The organism is Kineosporia sp. NBRC 101677, from assembly GCF_030269265.1.
In the GTDB taxonomy this organism is placed as follows: Bacteria; Actinomycetota; Actinomycetes; order Actinomycetales; family Kineosporiaceae; genus Kineosporia; species Kineosporia rhizophila.
Genome location: NZ_BSTA01000003.1, coordinates 336,850 through 353,534 on the forward strand (window position 1 = coordinate 336,850; position 16,685 = coordinate 353,534).

The window sequence follows — 16,685 nt, forward strand, 5'->3', positions numbered from 1 at the left end:
AGTGAGGCGTATGGTGCGGACGTTTCCCTGATTCGGAGAAAGAGCGGATATGTCTGTTCTCGCCTCGTCCCGTCGTTCCCTTCTCGTCTCCGGTGGTGCAGCCGCGCTGGGCCTGCTCGGCGCCGGCTCCGCGGCCGCCGCCACGAGCACCCCCACCGCCAACCCCGTCCCGGCCACCCCCGAGGCAGCGCTCCGGCGGCTGCTCAAGGGCAACCGCCGGTTCGTCACCGGGCACGCCCGGCACCCCGACCAGTCGCTGGCCCACCTGCACGAACTGGCCGCCGGGCAGCATCCTTTCGTCACCACCATCGGCTGCGCCGACTCCCGGGTCTCCCCCGAGATCCTGTTCGACGAAGGCCTGGGTGACGTCTTCGACAACCGGGTGGCCGGCAACATCGTCGACGACCTGCTGCTGGGCAGCACCGAGTTCGCGGTCGAGGAGTTCGGCACCCCGCTGATCCTGGTGCTCGGGCACGAGCGCTGCGGCGCGATCACCGCCACGGTCGACGCCCTGGAGTCGGGCGGCACCCCGGCCGGGCACATCGGCACCATCGTGGATGCGCTGCGCCCGGTGATCGAGCCGCTGCTGGGCTCCTCGGACGACAAGGCCAAGGTGGTCGAGGCCGGCGTGGTGGCCAACGTGCGGGCGCAGGTCCGGCAGCTCACCGAGCGCAGCCCGCTGATCGCCGAGCACGTGGCCAAGGGTGAGGTCAGGGTGCTCGGCGCCCGCTACGACCTGGACAACGGCCGGGTCACGCTCCTCGACTGACCTGCGGCACCGAAGGCACCGCACTGCGCGGATCGAAACCGCCTGCCACCAGGGCGAAGACGAGGCCCGCGGCCTCTTCCAGCTGCCGAGCCCGGCTCAGCGGCCCAAGGTTCGCGGGCACCCCGCCCGCGTCGCGGACCAAGGTGCCCACCACGTCCATTGTTTGATCTTTGTCGCCACACATCGCCACGGTGACGTGCCCCTCGCCGGGGTGCCACTGGGACGCGGGGAAGAAGGTGAACGCCTTCACCACGTGCGCCCCCGGCGCCAGGCGCGCGATCTCCTGCGCCGCGGAGTGCCCGTCGCCCACCAGCATCGTGCCGTCGCTGTACCTGACCGGGTTGACCGGATCGATCAGCACCTGGCCGGCCAGGCTGGCGCCCACCGTGGCGAGCACATCAGCCACCGCATCCCAGGGGACGGCCAGAAGCACTGCGTCCCGGCCCTTTGCGGCCTGCAGTAGATCACCACCACTGACCCGCGCACCCAACGAAGCGGCCAGGGCCGCAGCCTTTTCAGGTGAGCGGCCACCGAGCATCACATCGTGCCCGCTCTGCGCCCACACGTCGGCCAGAGCGCGCGCCAGAGTGCCCGTTCCCAGAATCCCGATTCTCATGTCCTCGACGCTAGAGAGCCGATACGTACCGATCGGTGCGTAGGCGAATGCCACGATGAGAGCATGCGCGAAGAGCACTGTGACCAGTTCGTCGCCGACTGCCGTCTGCGGGCCGCGACCGAGCTCTTCGCGCACACCTGGGACGTGGTGGTGATGGCAGCGCTGCGGGACGGGCCGTTGCGCCGCCGGGAGCTGCGCGCCCGCATCGGCGCGATCAGCGACAAGGTGCTCACCGAGACGTTACAGCGCCTCACCGGCCATGGACTGGTGGCCCGGGAGCCGGGGGCGGGCCTGCGGATCGACTACCGGCTCACCGCACTGGGGGCGAGTCTGCTGGAGGGGCCGCTGCGGGCGCTGGGCGTGTGGATGGCCGAGCACGGCGACGAACTGCTGCCCGCCCAGGAACTGGTGCGCGAGGAGAAGCCGTAGCCTGCCCCGTGGCAGGCGCGGAAAGCTGAGGCTCAGTCGTCACTGCAGCCACTGGTAACTCTCCGCTACCCGCCCTGCCCGTCTCTGAGGGCATTTCACCAGGACAAACGGAGGAGGGGGTCACTCCAACGGGCGGGTCCGGAGAACCGGCGATACGTTCCGTCGCGAAGGTAAGGTCCAGCGTGGGCCCGGCCAGAACGTGAGAGGCGTACCGGTGAGAGTTGCTCTGCTGGCCCACCTGCACCACCCGATCGCCTCGCCGTTCGTCGGCGGGCTGGAGATGCACACCTCGATGGTGGCCGACGAGCTGGTCGAACGCGGGCACGACGTGACGCTCTTCGCCCGCGAGAGCAGCTCGACCCGGGCCCGGCTGCAGCCCATCCTCGGTGAGGACGCGGCCCGCTCGCCGATGTGGGAGGGGCACACCCGCGACCTGGTGGTGGACGAGGCGATCGCCCGGGCGGTCACCGCCGTCCAGGCCGGCGACTTCGACGTGGTGCTGAACAACAGCCTCAACCCGCTGCCCTACACCGAGCTGACCGAGCAGCCCATGCTGACCGTGCTGCACACACCCCCGCTCGCGCGGATCAATGCCGTGATCGAGTCGCCCGCCTGGCGGCCGGGTCCCCGGCACGCGTTCGTCGCCGTGTCCCGCTTCACCGCCCGCGCCTGGCGTTCCCGGCTGCCCGAGGTCGACACCGTGCCCAACGGCATCTACCTCGACCACTGGCACACCGGCGCCCCGCGCAACCCGGACCTGGCGGTCTGGTCGGCCCGGATCACCCCCGAGAAGGGGCTGCACGAGGCCATCGACGCCGCCCGCCTGGCCGGGATGCGGATGGAGTTCAGCGGCGCCATCGGCGACCAGGCCTACTGGGAGAACGAGATCCGGCCCCGGCTGGGCCCGGACGTGCTCTACCGCGGCCACCTCGACCACCGTGACCTGGCCGGTCTGATCGGCCGGGCCTCGGTCTTCCTGGCCACCCCGCTCTGGGACGAGCCGTTCGGCCTGGCCATGGTCGAGGCGATGGCCTGTGGCACGCCGGTCGCGGCCTTCCCCAACGGCGCCTGCCGCGAGGTGGTTCTCCCGGGCGGCGGAGTGGTCGCCGCCAGCGCCTCACCGATCGCCCTGGCCTGGGCGATCGAGCGTGCCCGGCTGCTCGACAACGTCCAGGTGCACACGCACGCCCAGCGCTACGACACCAAGGTCATGATGAACCGCTACGAGAACCTGCTGGTGCATCTGGCCGGTCTGCCCGCATCACTTCCCGAAGTGCTTACAGCCTGAGGCGGTCTTGTGCGCCCGATCCTCTACTACGTCCATCACCAGGGCTCCGGCCACTGGCGTCGCGCCCTGGCGATGGCCGAGCAGCTGCCCCGGCCGGTCATTTTCGCGTCCTCGGCACAACCCCCGCGGGATCTGCCGCCGTCGTGCGAGCACGTGCCGCTGCCGTTGGACTTCGGGCCGGTGAACGAGGGCCCCGATGCTCACGGCGCACTGCACTGGGCGCCGACTCATCAGCCCGGGCTGCTGGCCCGCCATCGGCTGCTTCTGAGCGCCGCCGCCCACCATCAGCCGGTGCTGGCCGTGGTGGACGTCTCGGTCGAGATAGCGGTGCTGCTGCGCACCAGTGGCATTCCCGTTGTTGCAGTCCGGCTTCCGGGTCAGCGCACCGATCCGGCCCACAACCTCGGCTTCGCCCTGGCCGACCAGGTGGTCATGCCGGTTCCCGAGTCGTGGGGCCTGCACACCAACCTTCCCCGCACCCACGCCGTCGGTCTGGTCACGGCTGCGCGCAGGGTTCTCAAGAGCAACAACAATGGACGCCCGCGAGCAGTTGTGGTGGTCGGCACGGGTGGGTCTCGGCTGGACGCCCGTCGGTGCGCCGAGATCGCCGTCGATCTGCCCGATCACGAGGTGACGGTGCTGGGCCTCGACGCCCCGGCCGAAGCCGGGCCCGCGAACCTGTCCTTCCAGGGCCGCGTGGCCGACGCCGGGCCGGCCATTGCCGAGGCCTCGGTGGTCATCGGCAATACCGGCCTGGGCACGGTCGGCGAGGTCACCACCGCCGGCAAGCCGTTCGTGACCCTGCCTGAGCAGCGAGCTTTCGACGAGCAGGAGGCAACCGCCAAGGCCCTGGACGGGGTCGGGGCGGCCGTCGCCCTCTGGCAACTGCCCGAGCCCGGCGGCTGGGCCGATGCGGTGCGCAGGGCCATGCTGCTGCCGGAACAGGACGAGCCCGAGGTGGGCGCAGCTCGTTTCGCCCAACTGGTCGAGGCGCAGGCCGTCGAGGTGGAAACCGTATGAGCCTGGCCGTTGTCACCATCGTCGCGGGACGCCGCGCCCACCTGGCCCGTCAGCTGGAAGGCCTTCAGCGTCAGTCCCGGGCGGTCGAGCACTTGGTCATCGTGCGCATGGACGATGCCGAGATCACCGTGCCGCCGCGGGTGGCCGAACAGGTCGTCATCGTCGATATGCCTTCCCAGGGTGGCGAACTACCACTTGCGGCCGCCCGGAACCTGGGAGCACGGGCCACTGACGCCGAGCACATCGTCTTCCTGGACGTGGACTGCATTCCTGGCGAGCAGCTCGTCGAGACGTATGCCGATGCCCTCAAGCAGGTCGACGGTCTGGTCAGTGGCCCGCTGCGCTACCTGGAACCGGCTGCGGTGCAGGACGGCTGGAATGAGCGCGACCTGATCGCCCGTTCCCGCCAGCACGCGTCCCGGCCCGCACCCGAGCCGGGACGGCTGGTGCGCGACGATCGTCACGAACTGGCCTGGACCACGTCCTTAGGTATCAATCGCCGGGACTTCGACCGGATCAGCGGATTCGACGAGCGCTTCGTCGGATACGGCGGCGAAGACACCGATTTCGGCGTGCGGGCCGGGCAGGCCGGCCTGGGCGTGTGGTGGAGCGGCGACGCGGTCGCCTACCACCAGCACCACGAGACCGAGACCCCACCGACCCGGCACCTGGCCGCAATCGTCCGTAATGCCGCCCTGTTCGCCGAGATTCACGGCTGGTACCCGATGCAGGGCTGGCTGGAGGAGTTCCGGCGCCGAGGTCTGGTCGAGTTCGACCCCGGCGCCGGGATCCTTGCCCTGAGTTCGCGGCAGGCTCAGACCGGGTCGACGAAGAAGGCCGTGGCCGCCGCCACCAGGTAGGCCGGGTCCTGAGCCCCGCACAGCTCGCGGGCCGAGTGCATCGAGAGCACCGGGATGCCGATGTCGACCGTGCGAATCCCCAGGCGGGTGGCGGTGATCGGGCCCACCGTGGAACCACAGGGCACGTTGTTGTGGGAGACGAACACCTGGCTCGGCACCCCGGCCTCGGCGCAGGCGCGGTGCCAGGCGGCCGCCCCGGGTGCGTCGGTGGCGTAGCGCTGGTTGGCGTTGGTCTTCAGCACCGGGCCGGCGTTCATGTGGGCCAGGTGGTCGGTGTCGTGGCGGTCGAGGTAGTTGGGGTGTGCGGCGTGGGCCACGTCGGCCGAAAGGCAGCGCGAGGCGGCGAACGAGCGGTAGCGCTCTTCCGCGCCACCGGCCAGCCGGGTCAGCACCATCTCCAGCAGCGGCCCGGCGGCGCCGGTGGCCGAACTGCTGCCCACCTCCTCGTGGTCGAAACCGACGAACACCGGCACGGTTTCCGGCTGCGACTCGGCCGCGGCGAGCAGCGCGGTCAGGCCGGCGTGAACCGAGGAGAGGTTGTCCAGGCGGGGTGAGGCCAGCAGTTCCCCGTCGGCGCCGAGCCGGGCCGGCGGCGTGAGCTCGTGGACGACCAGGTCGTGCGCCACGATCTCGTCCGCCTCGAGCCCGGCCCGGTCGGCCACGTACTGCAGCAGGTCGCCGTCCGCGGTGGGGCCCAGACCCCAGATCGGCACCAGATGACGCTGCGGGTCGAGCTTCAGGCCCTGGTTCACCTGCCGGTCCAGGTGGATGGCCAACTGCGGCACCCGCAGCAGCGGCCGGTCGATCCGCACCGGCACGACCGTGCCGTCGAGCCGGGCCAGCCGCCCGGCCAGGCCCAGGTCCCGGTCGAGCCAGGAGTTCCACAGCGCCCCGCCGTAGACCTCGACCCCGGCCTGCCGCCAGCCCGCCGTGCCGGTGTCGGGGTTGGGCTTGATCTTCAGCGTGGGCGAGTCGGTGTGCGCCGCGAAGATCCGGAAAGCCTTCGCCGGGCTCGCGTTCGGCGGCGTGTACCAGGCCAGGACCGTGCCGTCGCGCACCAGGTAGCGCCCGCCCGGGGTGTGGTCCCACTCACCGCTCTCGGGCTGTTCGGTGAAACCGGCCTCGCTCAGGCGCCGCACCGCCTCCGCCACCGCGTGGTACGGGGTGGGCGCGGCGGACACGAACGCGGCGAGGTCTTCGACGGTGGTCTCAGGGCTGGAACTGGGCACGGCAAGAACGTCCTTCGGCTCGGCCTACGAGGCCGTACGACCCTACTCCCGGGCATCGCCCCATGCCGGATCGGCATCGGGTGATGCTCAAGCAATGTTGGACGGGCATCGCGGGAGCGGCTTAGCGTCGAAGGAGCCCCCGATCGAAGGAGATCCTGCGATGACGCTCGAGAGCAGCACCGTCGTCCCCGACCTGAGCGGCCTGCACCTGGGCGCCGACGTGGCCACCTCCGACCGGATCACCGGCGTCCGGGTCAGCCTGTGCCACCTGCCGCTGGGCAACCCGATCAGCGACGCCAAGGTCTTCACCGGCCGGCAGAAGCCGCTCACCGAGATCGCGTTCGTCTTCGCCGAGATCACCTGCGAGTCCGGGCTGAGCGGCCTGGGCTGGGCCTACTCCAAGCGCGCGGGCGGCCCCGGGATGTACGCGCACGCCCGCGAGATCGCCCCGAACCTGATCGGTGAGGACCCCAGCGACATCTCCCGGCTGTGGACCAAGCTGGTCTGGGCCGGCGCCTCGGTCGGCCGCAGCGGCCTGTCCACCCAGGCGATCGCCGCGTTCGACGTGGCCCTGTGGGACCTGAAGGGCAAGCGGGCGGGGCTGCCGCTGGCCAAGCTGATCGGGGCCCACCGTGACACCGTGGCCGCCTACAACACCTCCGGCGGCTTCCTGTCCATGCCGATCGAGGCCGTGGTGGAGAACGCGCAGCGCTCGGTGGCCGCGGGCATCGGCGGGATCAAGCTGAAGGTCGGGCAGCCGGACAAGAAGGCCGACCTGGCCCGGGTGGCCGCCGTGCGCGCGGCCGTGGGCGACGACTTCACCCTGATGGTCGACGCCAACCAGCAGTGGAACCGCCAGGACGGACTGCGGATGGGCCGGGCGCTGGAGCAGTTCGGGCTGGAGTGGATCGAGGAGCCGCTGGACGCCTACGACGCCGAGGGCCACGCCCAGCTGGCCGCCGCCCTGGACACCCCGATCGCCACCGGCGAGATGCTGACCAGCGTGGCCGAGCACGCCGAGCTGCTGCGTCTGCGCTCGGTCGACTACCTGCAGCCGGACGCGCCCCGGGTCGGCGGGATCACGCCCTTCTTGAAGCTGCTGGCTCTGGCCGAGCACGCCGGGGTGAGCCTGGCGCCGCACTTCGCCATGGAGATCCACGTGCACCTGTCGGCGGCCTACCCGCACACCTCGTGGGTGGAGCACTTCGAGTGGCTGGAACCGCTCTGGAACGAGCGCCTGGAGCTGCGCGCCGGCCGGATGGTGGTGCCGCCGCGGCCCGGCCTGGGCCTTTCCCTCAGCGAGCAGGCCCACGCCTGGACCACCGGGACCAGCACCTTCGGCCGCGCCTGACTCAGGCCGACTCAGGCAGGATCCGGCTCGGCCATCCGGTCGCGGATCTCGCGCAGCCGGGCCACCCGGCTGCGCGGGTCCTCGGACAGCACCGGAATGCTGCCGGTGTGCGCCTTCACCACGTCGCTCGGCTCCCAGGTGACGGCCGAGGACCCGGTCTCACTGCTGCGGAAGCGGCGGGCCAGGTGCCGGCCCCGAGGACGCGAGTTGATCTCCATCCGGTCACGATAAGGGCTCGAAACGGGTCGAAGGCAACTTCTAGGACGTCCTTGATCGTGATTTAGACCGGACGTATATGACGGTAGCTGTCAGGTATCCCCGGCATCGTCTGCGTCATGGAAAAAGCATGGCTGGGAGTTGTGTCGGCCGATCACGCCGCCCGGGCCGCCGGGCAGAACTGGATCCAGCTCAACCACGGCAAGCGCAACAATCTGACCCGGCTGCGCCGCGGTGACGGGTTCGTCTTCTACTCCCCCACCCAGCGCCTGGGCGAGAAGAAGCCGCTGCGCGCCGTGACCCAGCTCGGGATCGTCGCCGACGACGTGCCCTTCCAGGCCGAGGAGCTGGTGCAGATGCGGGCCGCAGAGCCGGTGCGGCCGTGGCGGCGCTGCGTGGAGTTCGTCCCGGCCCGGCCCGTGCCGATCGGTGACCTGGCCGGGCAGCTCGACCTGACCCGGGAGCCGGGCTGGGGGCACTCGCTGCGCTTCGGCCTGGTCGCCCTCTCCCGGAACGACTTCGAGGTGCTGCGCCGGGTGATGACCGTCTGAGGCGCCACGGACCGGTCAGCGCCGCAGGTGGTCGCGCAGCCGACGGGCCACCGTGGCCATCAGCGCCTCGGCTCCGGGCTGGACGGTGGCTGCCACCCGAGACTCGGTGAGCACGCACACCGCGAAGGCCTGGCCGTCGGCGTGCTCCACCACACCGACCTCGTGGCGCAGGTTGAGCAGCGTGCCGGTCTTGGACGACCAGCGCGAGGCGTCGGAGGCGAAGTCCGGGGCCAGCCGCTGGCGCAGCACGTTGTCGGCGAGCAGCTCGCGCATCCGCCCGGCCACCCACGGGTCGATCGTGGAGGGCCGCCAGAGCGCCTGGAGCAGGTCGGCGAAGGCCCGGGCGCTGCCCGAGTTCGCCCGGCTGACATCGAGTTGGGGCACCGGGTGGCCGCGCCCGGCGGTGCCCGCACCGATCGCCAGCGAGTGCGCCAGATGGCCCTCGCCGGCCGGGAAGCGTTCGGCCGGGGTGTCGGCCAGGTCGCCCAGACGATGGCGCACGGTGAGCCCGGTGTGGCCGTGCTCGCGCAGGCAGGCGGCGACCGCGGTGGGCGGGGTGAGGTCGAGAAGCACGTCGGCGGCGGTCGTGTCGCTCAGGCAGACGCTCAGGTAGAGCAGGTCCTCCAGGGCGATCGAGGCCGGGTGACGGAACTTGGTCAGGCCGGTCGGGCCGGGCACCCTCAGCGCGCCCGGTTGCACCTCGATCCGGGCGGCGGCGTCGAGCTCGCCGGTGCGCACCCGCTCCAGGGTGGCCAGCGCGAGCGGCACCTTGACCAGTGAAGCGGCGGCGAACTCGAGGTCGGGCTCGATCCCGATCTCCTCGCCGCTGTCCAGGTCGCGCACCAGGAACGACCCGTGCAGGCCGCCCTCCCCGAGTGCCTGCCGCAGCTGTTCGAGCAGTCTCATCGCTGCGCCCCCAGGCACTGGGCGACCAACGGTTCCAGACGGGTGTGCACCCGCTCGCGGTCGGCCTGGGCCATGGCCGCCACGTCGTAGCCCCGGGCCAGCCGGATCTCCCCCACCGGCCGCCAGGCCAGCCCGAGCTCGATCGCCTGAGCCGGCGAGCACAGCAGCAGGTCGGACGAGCCCAGCACCTCGGCGACCGCGGTGGTGAGGGTCGGCGCCACCGCGACCTGGGCGGGCCGCAGGCCGACCGCGTCCCGCAGCCGGGTGAGCCGGTCGCGGACGTGCGGCACGTCGTCCTCGGGTTGCACCCGCACCACCCGCGCCCGCTCGCCGGCCTGAGAACGGCCGGGGCGCAACGACTCCAGATGAATCACCGGGCCCTCGGGCTCGCCGGTGCCGGCCAGGCCGAGCGGGACCGCCCAGATGCCCTGGTCCGGGGGGACGGCGACCAGGGCCGCCCGCACGGCCAGCGACCGGGCCATCTCGGCCCGTTCCTCGGGCCCACCGGTGACCAGGTCGAGGTAGACCTCCTCGGGCCGGGCCCCGGCCTCCAGCCGGGCCAGGGCGGCAGTACCGCAGGTGCCGGGCACGGCCAGACGGAAGGGCCGGCGCCGGGCCCGTTCGGCGTCGTGCCGCAGGTCGTCGGCCAGCCGCACCAGTCGCCGGGCGGAGGGCAGCAGGTCGGAACCGAACCGGGTCAGCGCCACCCGCCGCGAGGTGCGCTCGAACAGAGCCTCGCCCAGATGTCTCTCCAGCGCGGCCACCCGGCGGCTGACCACCGACTGCGGGAGGTTCACGGCCGCGGCGGCCTGGGTGAAGCCACCGTGCTCGCTCACGCTCACGAAGGCCTGACAGCCGGAGACCACGTCCACGAACTCAGCCTATGCCGGATCAGCATCGATTCGGCCATCCGGGCATTGGACCGCATCGATCCGGCGCCGCCAGGCTGGCTGCACCAGCTCGAACCACATCGGAAGGTGGTCCATGAAGCTCTCTGTCCCAGGTCGTCTCGGCGCGACCGTCGCCTGCGCCGCCCTGCTCCTCGGCTGCGCCGCCCAGAACGCCTCCGCCACCTTGAACGCTTCGGCCGCGCTGGGCCCTTCGGTCACGCAGACACCTTCCAGCCCAGCAGCTGAGCTGCGGGCCCTGGAGGAGAGGTACGACGCCACCCTGGGTGTCTACGCCCTGGACACCGGCACCGGTCGGACCGTGCGGTTCCGGGCCGACCGCCGTTTCGCCTACGCCTCCACGTTCAAGGCCCTCCAGGCCGGCGTCCTGTTCCAGAGGCGCACCGACCGGCAGCTGGAAAGGCTGGTCCGCTACGACGAGTCCGACCTGCTCGAGTACGCCCCGATCACCCGCCAGAACCTGGCCACCGGCATGACCCTGCGTGAACTGGCCGACGCCTCGGTGCGCTACAGCGACAACACGGCCGCCAACCTGCTGTTCGAAGAGCTCGGCGGCCCCGCGGAGGTGGACGCCGCCCTGGAGCGGATCGGCGATCGCACCACGCAGATGAACCGGATCGAACCCGACCTCAACGAGGCCACCCCGGGCGACCGCCGCGACACCAGCACCCCCCGGGCCCTGGCCACCGACCTGCGCGAGTTCGTCCTCGGCGATGTCCTGGACGACCAGGACAAGGCCGCCCTGACCGACCTGCTGAAGCGGAACACCACCGGCGACAAGGTGATCCGGGCCGGCGTTCCCGAGGGCTGGGTGGTCGGCGACAAGACCGGCTCGGGCGGCTACGGCACCCGCAACGACATCGCCGTGATCTGGCCGCCCAGGTCCGCCCCGATCGTCCTTGCGGTGCTCTCCACCCGCGGCGAGCCGGACGCGAGCACCGACGACCAGCTCATCGCCGACGCCACCGAGGTGATCGTCGACCAGCTCCGCTGATCGAGGTGCGGGCACCGCGGACGCCGATAGCGTGCCTCGGTGCCCGCTTCCGAACCCCGCCGCATCACCGAGTCCGGTCTCGGCGCCTGGCTGATCAAGGGCAACGCCGACAACAGCCCCCTGGCCGAGCGGTTCGCCGCCGACCCACACGTCGGCCGGTGGTGCGTGCAGCGCAACTACCGCTCCGACCTGATGCGGACCGGTCAGGCGGTGGTGTTCTGGGCCAGCGGCAGCCGCTCACGAACGGTGCCCTACGGCGTCTGGGGCGTGGGGCAGGTCATCGGTGAGGCCGGCACCGACGAGGGCGGCAGCTGGTCGGTGCCGCTGAGCCTGGACATCCTGCCCGAGGCCGAGCGGCTGACCCGCGAGCAGTTCCGCGCCCACCCGGTGCTGGCCGGGGCCGAGGTGCTGCGCCAGCCCCAGGCCGGGAATCCCTCGTTCCTGACCGTGGAGGAGTTCCGCGCCCTACGTGAGCTGCTCGCCTAGTACTGCGTCGAACTCCTTCAGGTACACGGCCTTGCGGTCTTCGGGAAGCAGCGAGTTCTCGAAGCCGGCCCGGGCGGCCCGCAGCAGCTTCTCGGTCCCCAGCAGGTCGCGGGCGATCCGGTACTCGGCCGAGATGTCGGTGTTGAACATCGGCGGGTCGTCGCTGTTGACGGTCACGTTCACCCCGGCCTCGGCCATCCGCGGCAGCGGGTGGGCGGCCAGGCTGGGCGCCGCCTTGGTGCACAGGTTCGAGGTGACGCTCACGTCGACCGGCACCTGCTCCCGCACCAGGTACTCGACCAGCGCCGGATCCTCCAGCAGGCTGGTGCCGTGGCCGATCCGCTCGGCATGCAGGTACTCCAGCGCGTCCCAGACGGTGCGCGGTCCGGTGGTCTCACCGGCGTGCGGGATGCTGTGGTAGCCCTCGGCGATCGCGGCCTCGAAGAACGGGGCGAACTGCGGTCGGGGCGTGCCGATCTCCGGGCCGCCCAGGCCCAGTGCCACGAAGCCGGGCGGGCGGTTGTCGAGCAGTTCCTGCAGGGTCTGCTCGGCGCCGGCGATGCCGCGCTCACCGGGGATGTCGGCCATGAACACCATCTCCACGCCGAACTCGGCCCGGGCCCGCTGCCGGCCCTCCTCCAGGCCACCGAAGATCTCCGAGGCCGGGATGCCCCGGTCGGTGTGCAGCGGCGAGGTGAAGAAGATCTCGGCGTAGCGCACGTTGTGCCGGGCCAGCTCGGCCCCCTTGCCGTAGGCCAGCGCGGCGAAGTCGGCGCCCTCCTGCAGCACCTTCACGATGATCAGGTAGACCTCGATGAAGTGGGCGAAGTCGCGGAACTCGAACAACCGGCGCACGTCGTCCAGCGTGCGCGGCACGTCGTCCACGCCGTGGCGCACGCCCAGTTCGAGCAGCGTCTCCGGGGGCATCGAGCCCTCCAGGTGCACGTGCAGCTCGGCCTTGGGCAGGCGGGCCAGGGCCTGGTCGGTCAGCGGGTGCAGGGGCGTCACGAGTGGCAGCATAGGGATTTCCGGCGTATGGCACACTCTGGGTCCGTGACGGACTGGTCCAGGCTCACCCATGCCTACGGCCCGGCGGACGACATCCCCGCCCTGCTGAAGCAACTCGGCGAGCAGCCGAGAGCTGAGCTGTGGAACGACCTTTGGTCGGCCCTTTGCCACCAGGGCGGAGTCTACGACGCCAGCTTCGCCGCCCTGCCCTGGCTCGCCGGGCAGGCCGCCGGCACCGACCGCGAGCAGGTGGTCAACGCCGTGGTGCTGGCCGCGGCGATCCTGGCCGCCGCCGACGACTGCGGCTACACGGCCGAGGACACGGCCCCCTACGCGCCGGAGCAGGACGCTCTGCGCGCGGCCGCCGAGCAGCAGTTGCACGCCCGGCGCTGCCCGCCGCTGGAGTACATCTACCTGATGGCGGCGATGCTCACGTTCGAGGGCCAGACGCACTGGAACGAGGACCTGCCGGCCGGGCTGTCCGACGGCGAGTACGAGCTGACCTGCCCGGCCTGCTCGGCCGCACTGCTGATGGTGCTGGACGAGCGCGGTTTCTACGTGGCCGAGGCCGACGACGAGGGTTGGTCGCGGCCGCTGCGGCCGATCGACGCGGCCCGGCTCGAGGGCCTGGGCCGGCGGCTGTACGACCTGGCCGACGGTGATGGTCAGCACGAGATCGCCACCCTGCTGACCTTCGTCTTCGGTGAGGCCGACTGCCCGCGCTGCGAGGCCGGTTTCGTGGTCACCGAGCGGATCGGCGTCCCGATCGACGAGGATTAGGGCGATGGAGAGCATCACCAAGAACCGTCAGTCCCCGGCCGTGCTGCGGGCGATGGCCGAACGTGCCTTCGGGCCGGCCCAGCTGCCCTCGGGCGGGGCCGGCTGGTTCACCGAGCTGGGCCACGGCTGGTTCAACGTGGTGTACCGCATCGATCTGCTCGACGGGCGCCGCACCATCCTGAAGATCGCTCCCCCGGCGCACGTCGAGGTGATGAGCTACGAGCGCGGCGCCATGGCCACCGAACTGGCCGCGCTGCGCCTGATCCGCGAGCACACCTCGGTGCCGGTGCCGGAGATCCTGTTCGGCGACCGGAGCCACGAACTGTGCGACGCGGACTATTTCTTCATGTCCCACGTCGAGGGTGAGCCGCTGGGCCTGCTGTACGAGCGGGGCGAGGTCTCCCCCGACGACCAGATCCGGTTCGGTGAGGCCCTGGGCGCGGTCAACCGCGAGCTCAACCGGATCCCCGGCCCCTGGTTCGGGGCGCTCGAGGGGCCGGGCGAGCCCACCTGGCGTGGTTGCTTCACCGGCAAGCTCGAGGAGGTGCTCGGCGACGGGGAGCGTCGGGGAGTCGACCTCACGGTCGGGTACGACGTGGTCCGGGCGGCCATCGCCGATCGCGCAGCGGCCCTCGAGGAGGTCACCGAGCCGCGCTTCGTGGAGTGGGAACTCTTCCCCAACAACGCCATGGTTCACGAGGGCCGGATCGTCGGCGTCATCGACCACGAGCGCGCGTTCTACGGCGACCCGCTGATCGAGGCCGGGTTCGTCGCCCTCGACCTGCCCGCCTTCGGTGACCCGGGCCCGTTCCTGCGCGGCTACGGTCGCGGCGAGCTCACCACCGGCGAACATCGGCGACGCTGGCTGTACACCCTGTACCTGGCCCTGGTCATGGTGATCGAGACCGAGTTCCGCGCCCTCGGCGCCGAGCAGTACGAGAAGTGCGGTGAACGACTACGCGAGCTTTTGGACGCCGGCGACTGACCACGGACGGACTTGCGGGCGCCCCACTGATTTGCGGGGCTCACCAACCCTTCCTTGACGTTCTGTAGTCGGCAACCACGCATCGTCATCAAAGCTCCGGCAAACGCACGGCGCCGGTTGACCGTTCCCGGCCGCGGGCCGCAGTGTCGAAGAGGTGTACACCCTGTCTTCGCCCACTGTGCTCGCCACCGACGCGGCCGTCCACCCGGCTGCCGTCCAGGTCCTGCACGGGCTCAGCGCCGCCTTCCGGATCAGCCAGGACGGCGCCTTCGCGCTGGCCCAGGCCTGGCACGACCGGGACCGCACGGCGCACTCGGTGGCCTGGACGCTGGTGGCGCTGCTGGACATGAACGCGCCTACCCTGCCGCAGACCCTGCGGGCCGCCGGCAGCACGCTGGAGGCGGGGGCCGCGGTGAACGCCGACGAACTGGCGCAGAGCCGGTTCGGCACCAGTTCCCAGGTCGGGGCGCTGGTGGCGAAAGAGGCTGCGGTGTGGCCCGATGCGGCGATCGCGCCGGTCCCGGGAGCCGGCACGGTGCCCGCCTCCGCGGCCGTCGCGGCAGCGGCCGTGGCCGCGTCGTGGGCCAGCCCGGACCTGGGCGCCGAACAGGTCGAGGCCCTGCGAGCCCCCTACCAGCAGGCCGGCCAGAGCGGGAACCTGCTGGAAGACAGCGAATTCGGCTACGGCCCGCGCACCGCGGCCGTGCAGGACCTGATCGAGCTAGTCCAGGCCGGCACGATCACCCCGGCCCAGCTGTCCGGCATCTCCTGGCCGTCCGGGGTCTGGGCCAAGGCCATGCACGAGGGCGCCTGGGCCTGCCTGCGCGAGGGCCTGCTGCGCGCCCAGATGCGCTCGATCCTCGATGTGACGCTGGGTTTCGTACTGACCAACCCGGGGCTGAGCACGGTCGAGACGCGTGCCTGCATGCCTGCGCTGCACGCCCTGACCGTGGCCCGGCTGGCCGGGCCGGCGATGGACGAGAAGTCTCTGGGCGAACTGGCTCTGGCCGAGTTCGCGCTCTGAGCGCCTTCTGATCCTCTGCTGGCGGAAGGCGATCACGGGCACCGCCACCGCCGGTCGTGGCCCGCGCCGACTGCACCAGAGCCACCGGGCCAGGAGCACCCCGCCCACCGGAATGCCCAGCCCCACACTGAGCAACCGGTAGAGCAGGATGCCCGAGGCGACGTCGACTCCGGCCGCCGCCGGCGCCAGCATCAGCACCCCGGCCAGCCCCAGTTCGACCACGCCGAAGCCGGCCGGAGTGATCCCGACCAGGGTCAGCAGTCGCTCCACGCAGAACGCCGCCAACACCAGCGCGAGCGGCACCTGCGCACCGACCGTGCCGAGGCAGGCGGCGAGCAGCAGGAACAGCAGCCCGGTGTACCCGCTCAGCCCCAGGGCCAGCCGCGTCCAGGCACCGACGATCGTGACCAGGGCCAGGGACGAGATCTGCTCGGCCCCGGTCAGCAGCCGCTGGGCCGCCCGCCATCCGCAGGGCCAGGGCGAGCGCATAGCCTGCTCCGAGGCCAGCCCGGCCAGGCGGCGCACCGGCCGGCCGCCGGCCAGGAACCCCACCACTGCGACTCCGGCCACGGCCAGCCCGATGACGCTGGAGAGGATCAGGGACCCGGAGAACGGCGCCGGGAGATGGCCGCCCAGCACGAGCGGCACCAGGGCGAGCGGCAGGAAGAGCTTGACCATGACATCGCAGAGATTGACCACCACCGCGTAGGTGGCGATCGCGGGTGCGGAGAAACCCCAGCCCCGGCTCATCCGGTAGTTGAGAGCGATTCCGGCGGCACCGCCGAGCGGCAGGACGTTGGCCACGGCACTGCCGGTCAGGCTCAGCATGAGCGCGCGACGGCAGTCCAGCCCGGGCATCGCGGCCGACAACGAGACCGAGTGCGCGGCCTTGCCCGCCGCCCACAGCAGGACCAGACCGGCCAGGGGCAGGGCCGGGACGGCCGCCAGGGTGCGCGCGACCTCGATCCAGCCGGTGCCCATCACCGCGGGGAACATCCAGGCCAGGGCCAGCGCCCCGAACCCGATCCCGGCCGCGTGCAGCAGCCCTCGGCAGGCACTCGGCGGGGCCGGACTGCGGTTCAGCACCTCCCGAGGATGGCGGCCGCCCGCTGAAGGCAGCCGGACAGATCCGGAACGGCGGACCACCGGCAGACGAACACTTCGGCCCGCGCCGGCGGTGACCGGTCGGTAGATCGGCATCAAGCAACGACCGGAACCACCCGATGGGGCAGAGGGATCTGCGACCGACGAGTGCGCCGAAGAGG

Annotated in this window: 18 protein-coding genes; 11 read left to right on the forward strand and 7 right to left on the reverse strand. The window is 71.6% G+C overall.

The window, feature by feature from the left end; all coding sequences use genetic code 11:
* The first annotated feature begins 49 nt into the window (after positions 1 to 49).
* Positions 50 to 769, forward strand: a complete 720-nt coding sequence (locus tag QSK18_RS10930) for a carbonic anhydrase (protein ID WP_285618432.1) — start codon at positions 50 to 52, stop codon at positions 767 to 769.
* Here the strand turns inward: QSK18_RS10930 and QSK18_RS10935 are convergent.
* Positions 753 to 1,385 carry an NADPH-dependent F420 reductase gene (locus QSK18_RS10935; RefSeq protein ID WP_285618434.1) on the reverse strand — a complete coding sequence of 211 codons (633 nt, stop codon included), beginning with the start codon at positions 1,383 to 1,385 and terminating at the stop codon, positions 753 to 755. The genes QSK18_RS10930 and QSK18_RS10935 overlap by 17 nt on opposite strands.
* Positions 1,386 to 1,448: 63 nt before the next feature.
* Here QSK18_RS10935 and QSK18_RS10940 point away from each other — a divergent pair, with 63 nt between their 5' ends.
* From QSK18_RS10940 to QSK18_RS10955, 4 genes are all read left to right on the forward strand, one after another.
* Entirely contained in the window at positions 1,449 to 1,814 is a 366-nt protein-coding gene (locus QSK18_RS10940) for a winged helix-turn-helix transcriptional regulator (protein WP_285618436.1), read from the forward strand.
* 214 nt (positions 1,815 to 2,028) lie between these two features.
* Positions 2,029 to 3,102, forward strand: a complete 1,074-nt coding sequence (locus QSK18_RS10945; protein WP_285618438.1) for a glycosyltransferase — start codon at positions 2,029 to 2,031, stop codon at positions 3,100 to 3,102.
* A 9-nt stretch (positions 3,103 to 3,111) separates the two neighbouring features.
* Positions 3,112 to 4,122, forward strand: a complete 1,011-nt coding sequence (locus tag QSK18_RS10950) for a glycosyltransferase (protein WP_285618440.1) — start codon at positions 3,112 to 3,114, stop codon at positions 4,120 to 4,122.
* On the forward strand, positions 4,119 to 4,982 hold the full coding sequence (locus QSK18_RS10955) for a glycosyltransferase family 2 protein (protein ID WP_285618442.1): 864 nt from the start codon (positions 4,119 to 4,121) through the stop codon (positions 4,980 to 4,982). The genes QSK18_RS10950 and QSK18_RS10955 overlap by 4 nt, the downstream gene beginning before the upstream one ends.
* On the opposite strand, the gene QSK18_RS10960 is transcribed toward QSK18_RS10955, so the two are convergent.
* Positions 4,937 to 6,211 (reverse strand): M18 family aminopeptidase, encoded by a 1,275-nt coding sequence (locus tag QSK18_RS10960; protein WP_285618443.1) that lies wholly within the window; start codon positions 6,209 to 6,211, stop codon positions 4,937 to 4,939. The two genes, QSK18_RS10955 and QSK18_RS10960, sit on opposite strands and share 46 nt — an antisense overlap.
* A 160-nt stretch (positions 6,212 to 6,371) precedes the next feature.
* Here QSK18_RS10960 and QSK18_RS10965 point away from each other — a divergent pair, with 160 nt between their 5' ends.
* Positions 6,372 to 7,562 carry an L-talarate/galactarate dehydratase gene (locus tag QSK18_RS10965; protein WP_269810021.1) on the forward strand — a complete coding sequence of 397 codons (1,191 nt, stop codon included), beginning with the start codon at positions 6,372 to 6,374 and terminating at the stop codon, positions 7,560 to 7,562.
* Between the two features lie 11 nt (positions 7,563 to 7,573).
* Here the strand turns inward: QSK18_RS10965 and QSK18_RS10970 are convergent, their stop codons facing one another.
* Complete coding sequence (locus QSK18_RS10970; RefSeq protein ID WP_232810529.1) at positions 7,574 to 7,780, reverse strand: hypothetical protein; 207 nt, start codon at positions 7,778 to 7,780, stop codon at positions 7,574 to 7,576.
* A gap of 117 nt (positions 7,781 to 7,897) precedes the next feature.
* Between QSK18_RS10970 and QSK18_RS10975 the strand changes: the two genes are divergently transcribed.
* Positions 7,898 to 8,329: an EVE domain-containing protein gene (locus tag QSK18_RS10975; protein WP_285618446.1), complete on the forward strand. Its 432-nt coding sequence runs from the start codon at positions 7,898 to 7,900 to the stop codon at positions 8,327 to 8,329.
* Positions 8,330 to 8,344: 15 nt separating this feature from the next.
* Here the strand turns inward: QSK18_RS10975 and QSK18_RS10980 are convergent, their stop codons facing one another.
* A complete protein-coding gene (locus QSK18_RS10980) occupies positions 8,345 to 9,235 on the reverse strand; it encodes a serine hydrolase (protein ID WP_285618448.1) in 891 nt (296 codons plus the stop codon).
* Positions 9,232 to 10,107 carry a LysR family transcriptional regulator gene (locus tag QSK18_RS10985; RefSeq protein WP_232810526.1) on the reverse strand — a complete coding sequence of 292 codons (876 nt, stop codon included), beginning with the start codon at positions 10,105 to 10,107 and terminating at the stop codon, positions 9,232 to 9,234. Before QSK18_RS10985 ends, QSK18_RS10980 begins: the two co-directional genes overlap by 4 nt.
* Before the next feature lie 112 nt (positions 10,108 to 10,219).
* On the opposite strand from QSK18_RS10985, the gene bla reads away from it, so the two are divergent.
* The gene (bla, locus tag QSK18_RS10990; RefSeq protein ID WP_285618450.1) at positions 10,220 to 11,137 is read left to right on the forward strand and encodes a class A beta-lactamase; all 918 of its coding nucleotides are present in this window, start codon (positions 10,220 to 10,222) and stop codon (positions 11,135 to 11,137) included.
* A gap of 39 nt (positions 11,138 to 11,176) precedes the next feature.
* Positions 11,177 to 11,623, forward strand: a complete 447-nt coding sequence (locus QSK18_RS10995; protein WP_232810524.1) for an EVE domain-containing protein — start codon at positions 11,177 to 11,179, stop codon at positions 11,621 to 11,623.
* On the opposite strand, the gene add is transcribed toward QSK18_RS10995, so the two are convergent.
* Positions 11,603 to 12,631: an adenosine deaminase gene (add, locus tag QSK18_RS11000; RefSeq protein WP_285618453.1), complete on the reverse strand. Its 1,029-nt coding sequence runs from the start codon at positions 12,629 to 12,631 to the stop codon at positions 11,603 to 11,605. The two genes, QSK18_RS10995 and add, sit on opposite strands and share 21 nt — an antisense overlap.
* 45 nt (positions 12,632 to 12,676) lie before the next feature.
* On the opposite strand from add, the gene QSK18_RS11005 reads away from it, so the two are divergent.
* Both QSK18_RS11005 and QSK18_RS11010 read left to right on the forward strand, forming a co-directional pair.
* Positions 12,677 to 13,411 (forward strand): hypothetical protein, encoded by a 735-nt coding sequence (locus QSK18_RS11005; RefSeq protein ID WP_285618455.1) that lies wholly within the window; start codon positions 12,677 to 12,679, stop codon positions 13,409 to 13,411.
* A gap of 4 nt (positions 13,412 to 13,415) precedes the next feature.
* Positions 13,416 to 14,396: a phosphotransferase family protein gene (locus tag QSK18_RS11010; protein ID WP_285618457.1), complete on the forward strand. Its 981-nt coding sequence runs from the start codon at positions 13,416 to 13,418 to the stop codon at positions 14,394 to 14,396.
* Between the two features lie 721 nt (positions 14,397 to 15,117).
* Here QSK18_RS11010 and QSK18_RS11015 read toward each other — a convergent pair.
* Positions 15,118 to 16,506, reverse strand: coding sequence for a lysylphosphatidylglycerol synthase transmembrane domain-containing protein (locus tag QSK18_RS11015; RefSeq protein WP_285618459.1), 1,389 nt, complete (start codon positions 16,504 to 16,506; stop codon positions 15,118 to 15,120).
* Positions 16,507 to 16,685: the final 179 nt, after the last annotated feature.

Excerpts from the sequence above, each read along its gene's own strand:
- QSK18_RS10930 (WP_285618432.1), top strand. The coding sequence starts at position 50 with ATGTCTGTTCTCGCCTCGTCCCGTCGTTCCCTTCTCGTCTCCGGTGGT.
- QSK18_RS10970 (WP_232810529.1), bottom strand. The coding sequence starts at position 7,780 with ATGGAGATCAACTCGCGTCCTCGGGGCCGGCACCTGGCCCGCCGCTTC.
- QSK18_RS10965 (WP_269810021.1), top strand. The coding sequence starts at position 6,372 with ATGACGCTCGAGAGCAGCACCGTCGTCCCCGACCTGAGCGGCCTGCAC.
- QSK18_RS11010 (WP_285618457.1), top strand. The coding sequence starts at position 13,416 with ATGGAGAGCATCACCAAGAACCGTCAGTCCCCGGCCGTGCTGCGGGCG.
- QSK18_RS10955 (WP_285618442.1), top strand. The coding sequence starts at position 4,119 with ATGAGCCTGGCCGTTGTCACCATCGTCGCGGGACGCCGCGCCCACCTG.
- QSK18_RS10935 (WP_285618434.1), bottom strand. The coding sequence starts at position 1,385 with ATGAGAATCGGGATTCTGGGAACGGGCACTCTGGCGCGCGCTCTGGCC.
- QSK18_RS10980 (WP_285618448.1), bottom strand. The coding sequence starts at position 9,235 with ATGAGACTGCTCGAACAGCTGCGGCAGGCACTCGGGGAGGGCGGCCTG.
- bla (WP_285618450.1), top strand. The coding sequence starts at position 10,220 with ATGAAGCTCTCTGTCCCAGGTCGTCTCGGCGCGACCGTCGCCTGCGCC.
- QSK18_RS10975 (WP_285618446.1), top strand. The coding sequence starts at position 7,898 with ATGGAAAAAGCATGGCTGGGAGTTGTGTCGGCCGATCACGCCGCCCGG.
- QSK18_RS10940 (WP_285618436.1), top strand. The coding sequence starts at position 1,449 with ATGCGCGAAGAGCACTGTGACCAGTTCGTCGCCGACTGCCGTCTGCGG.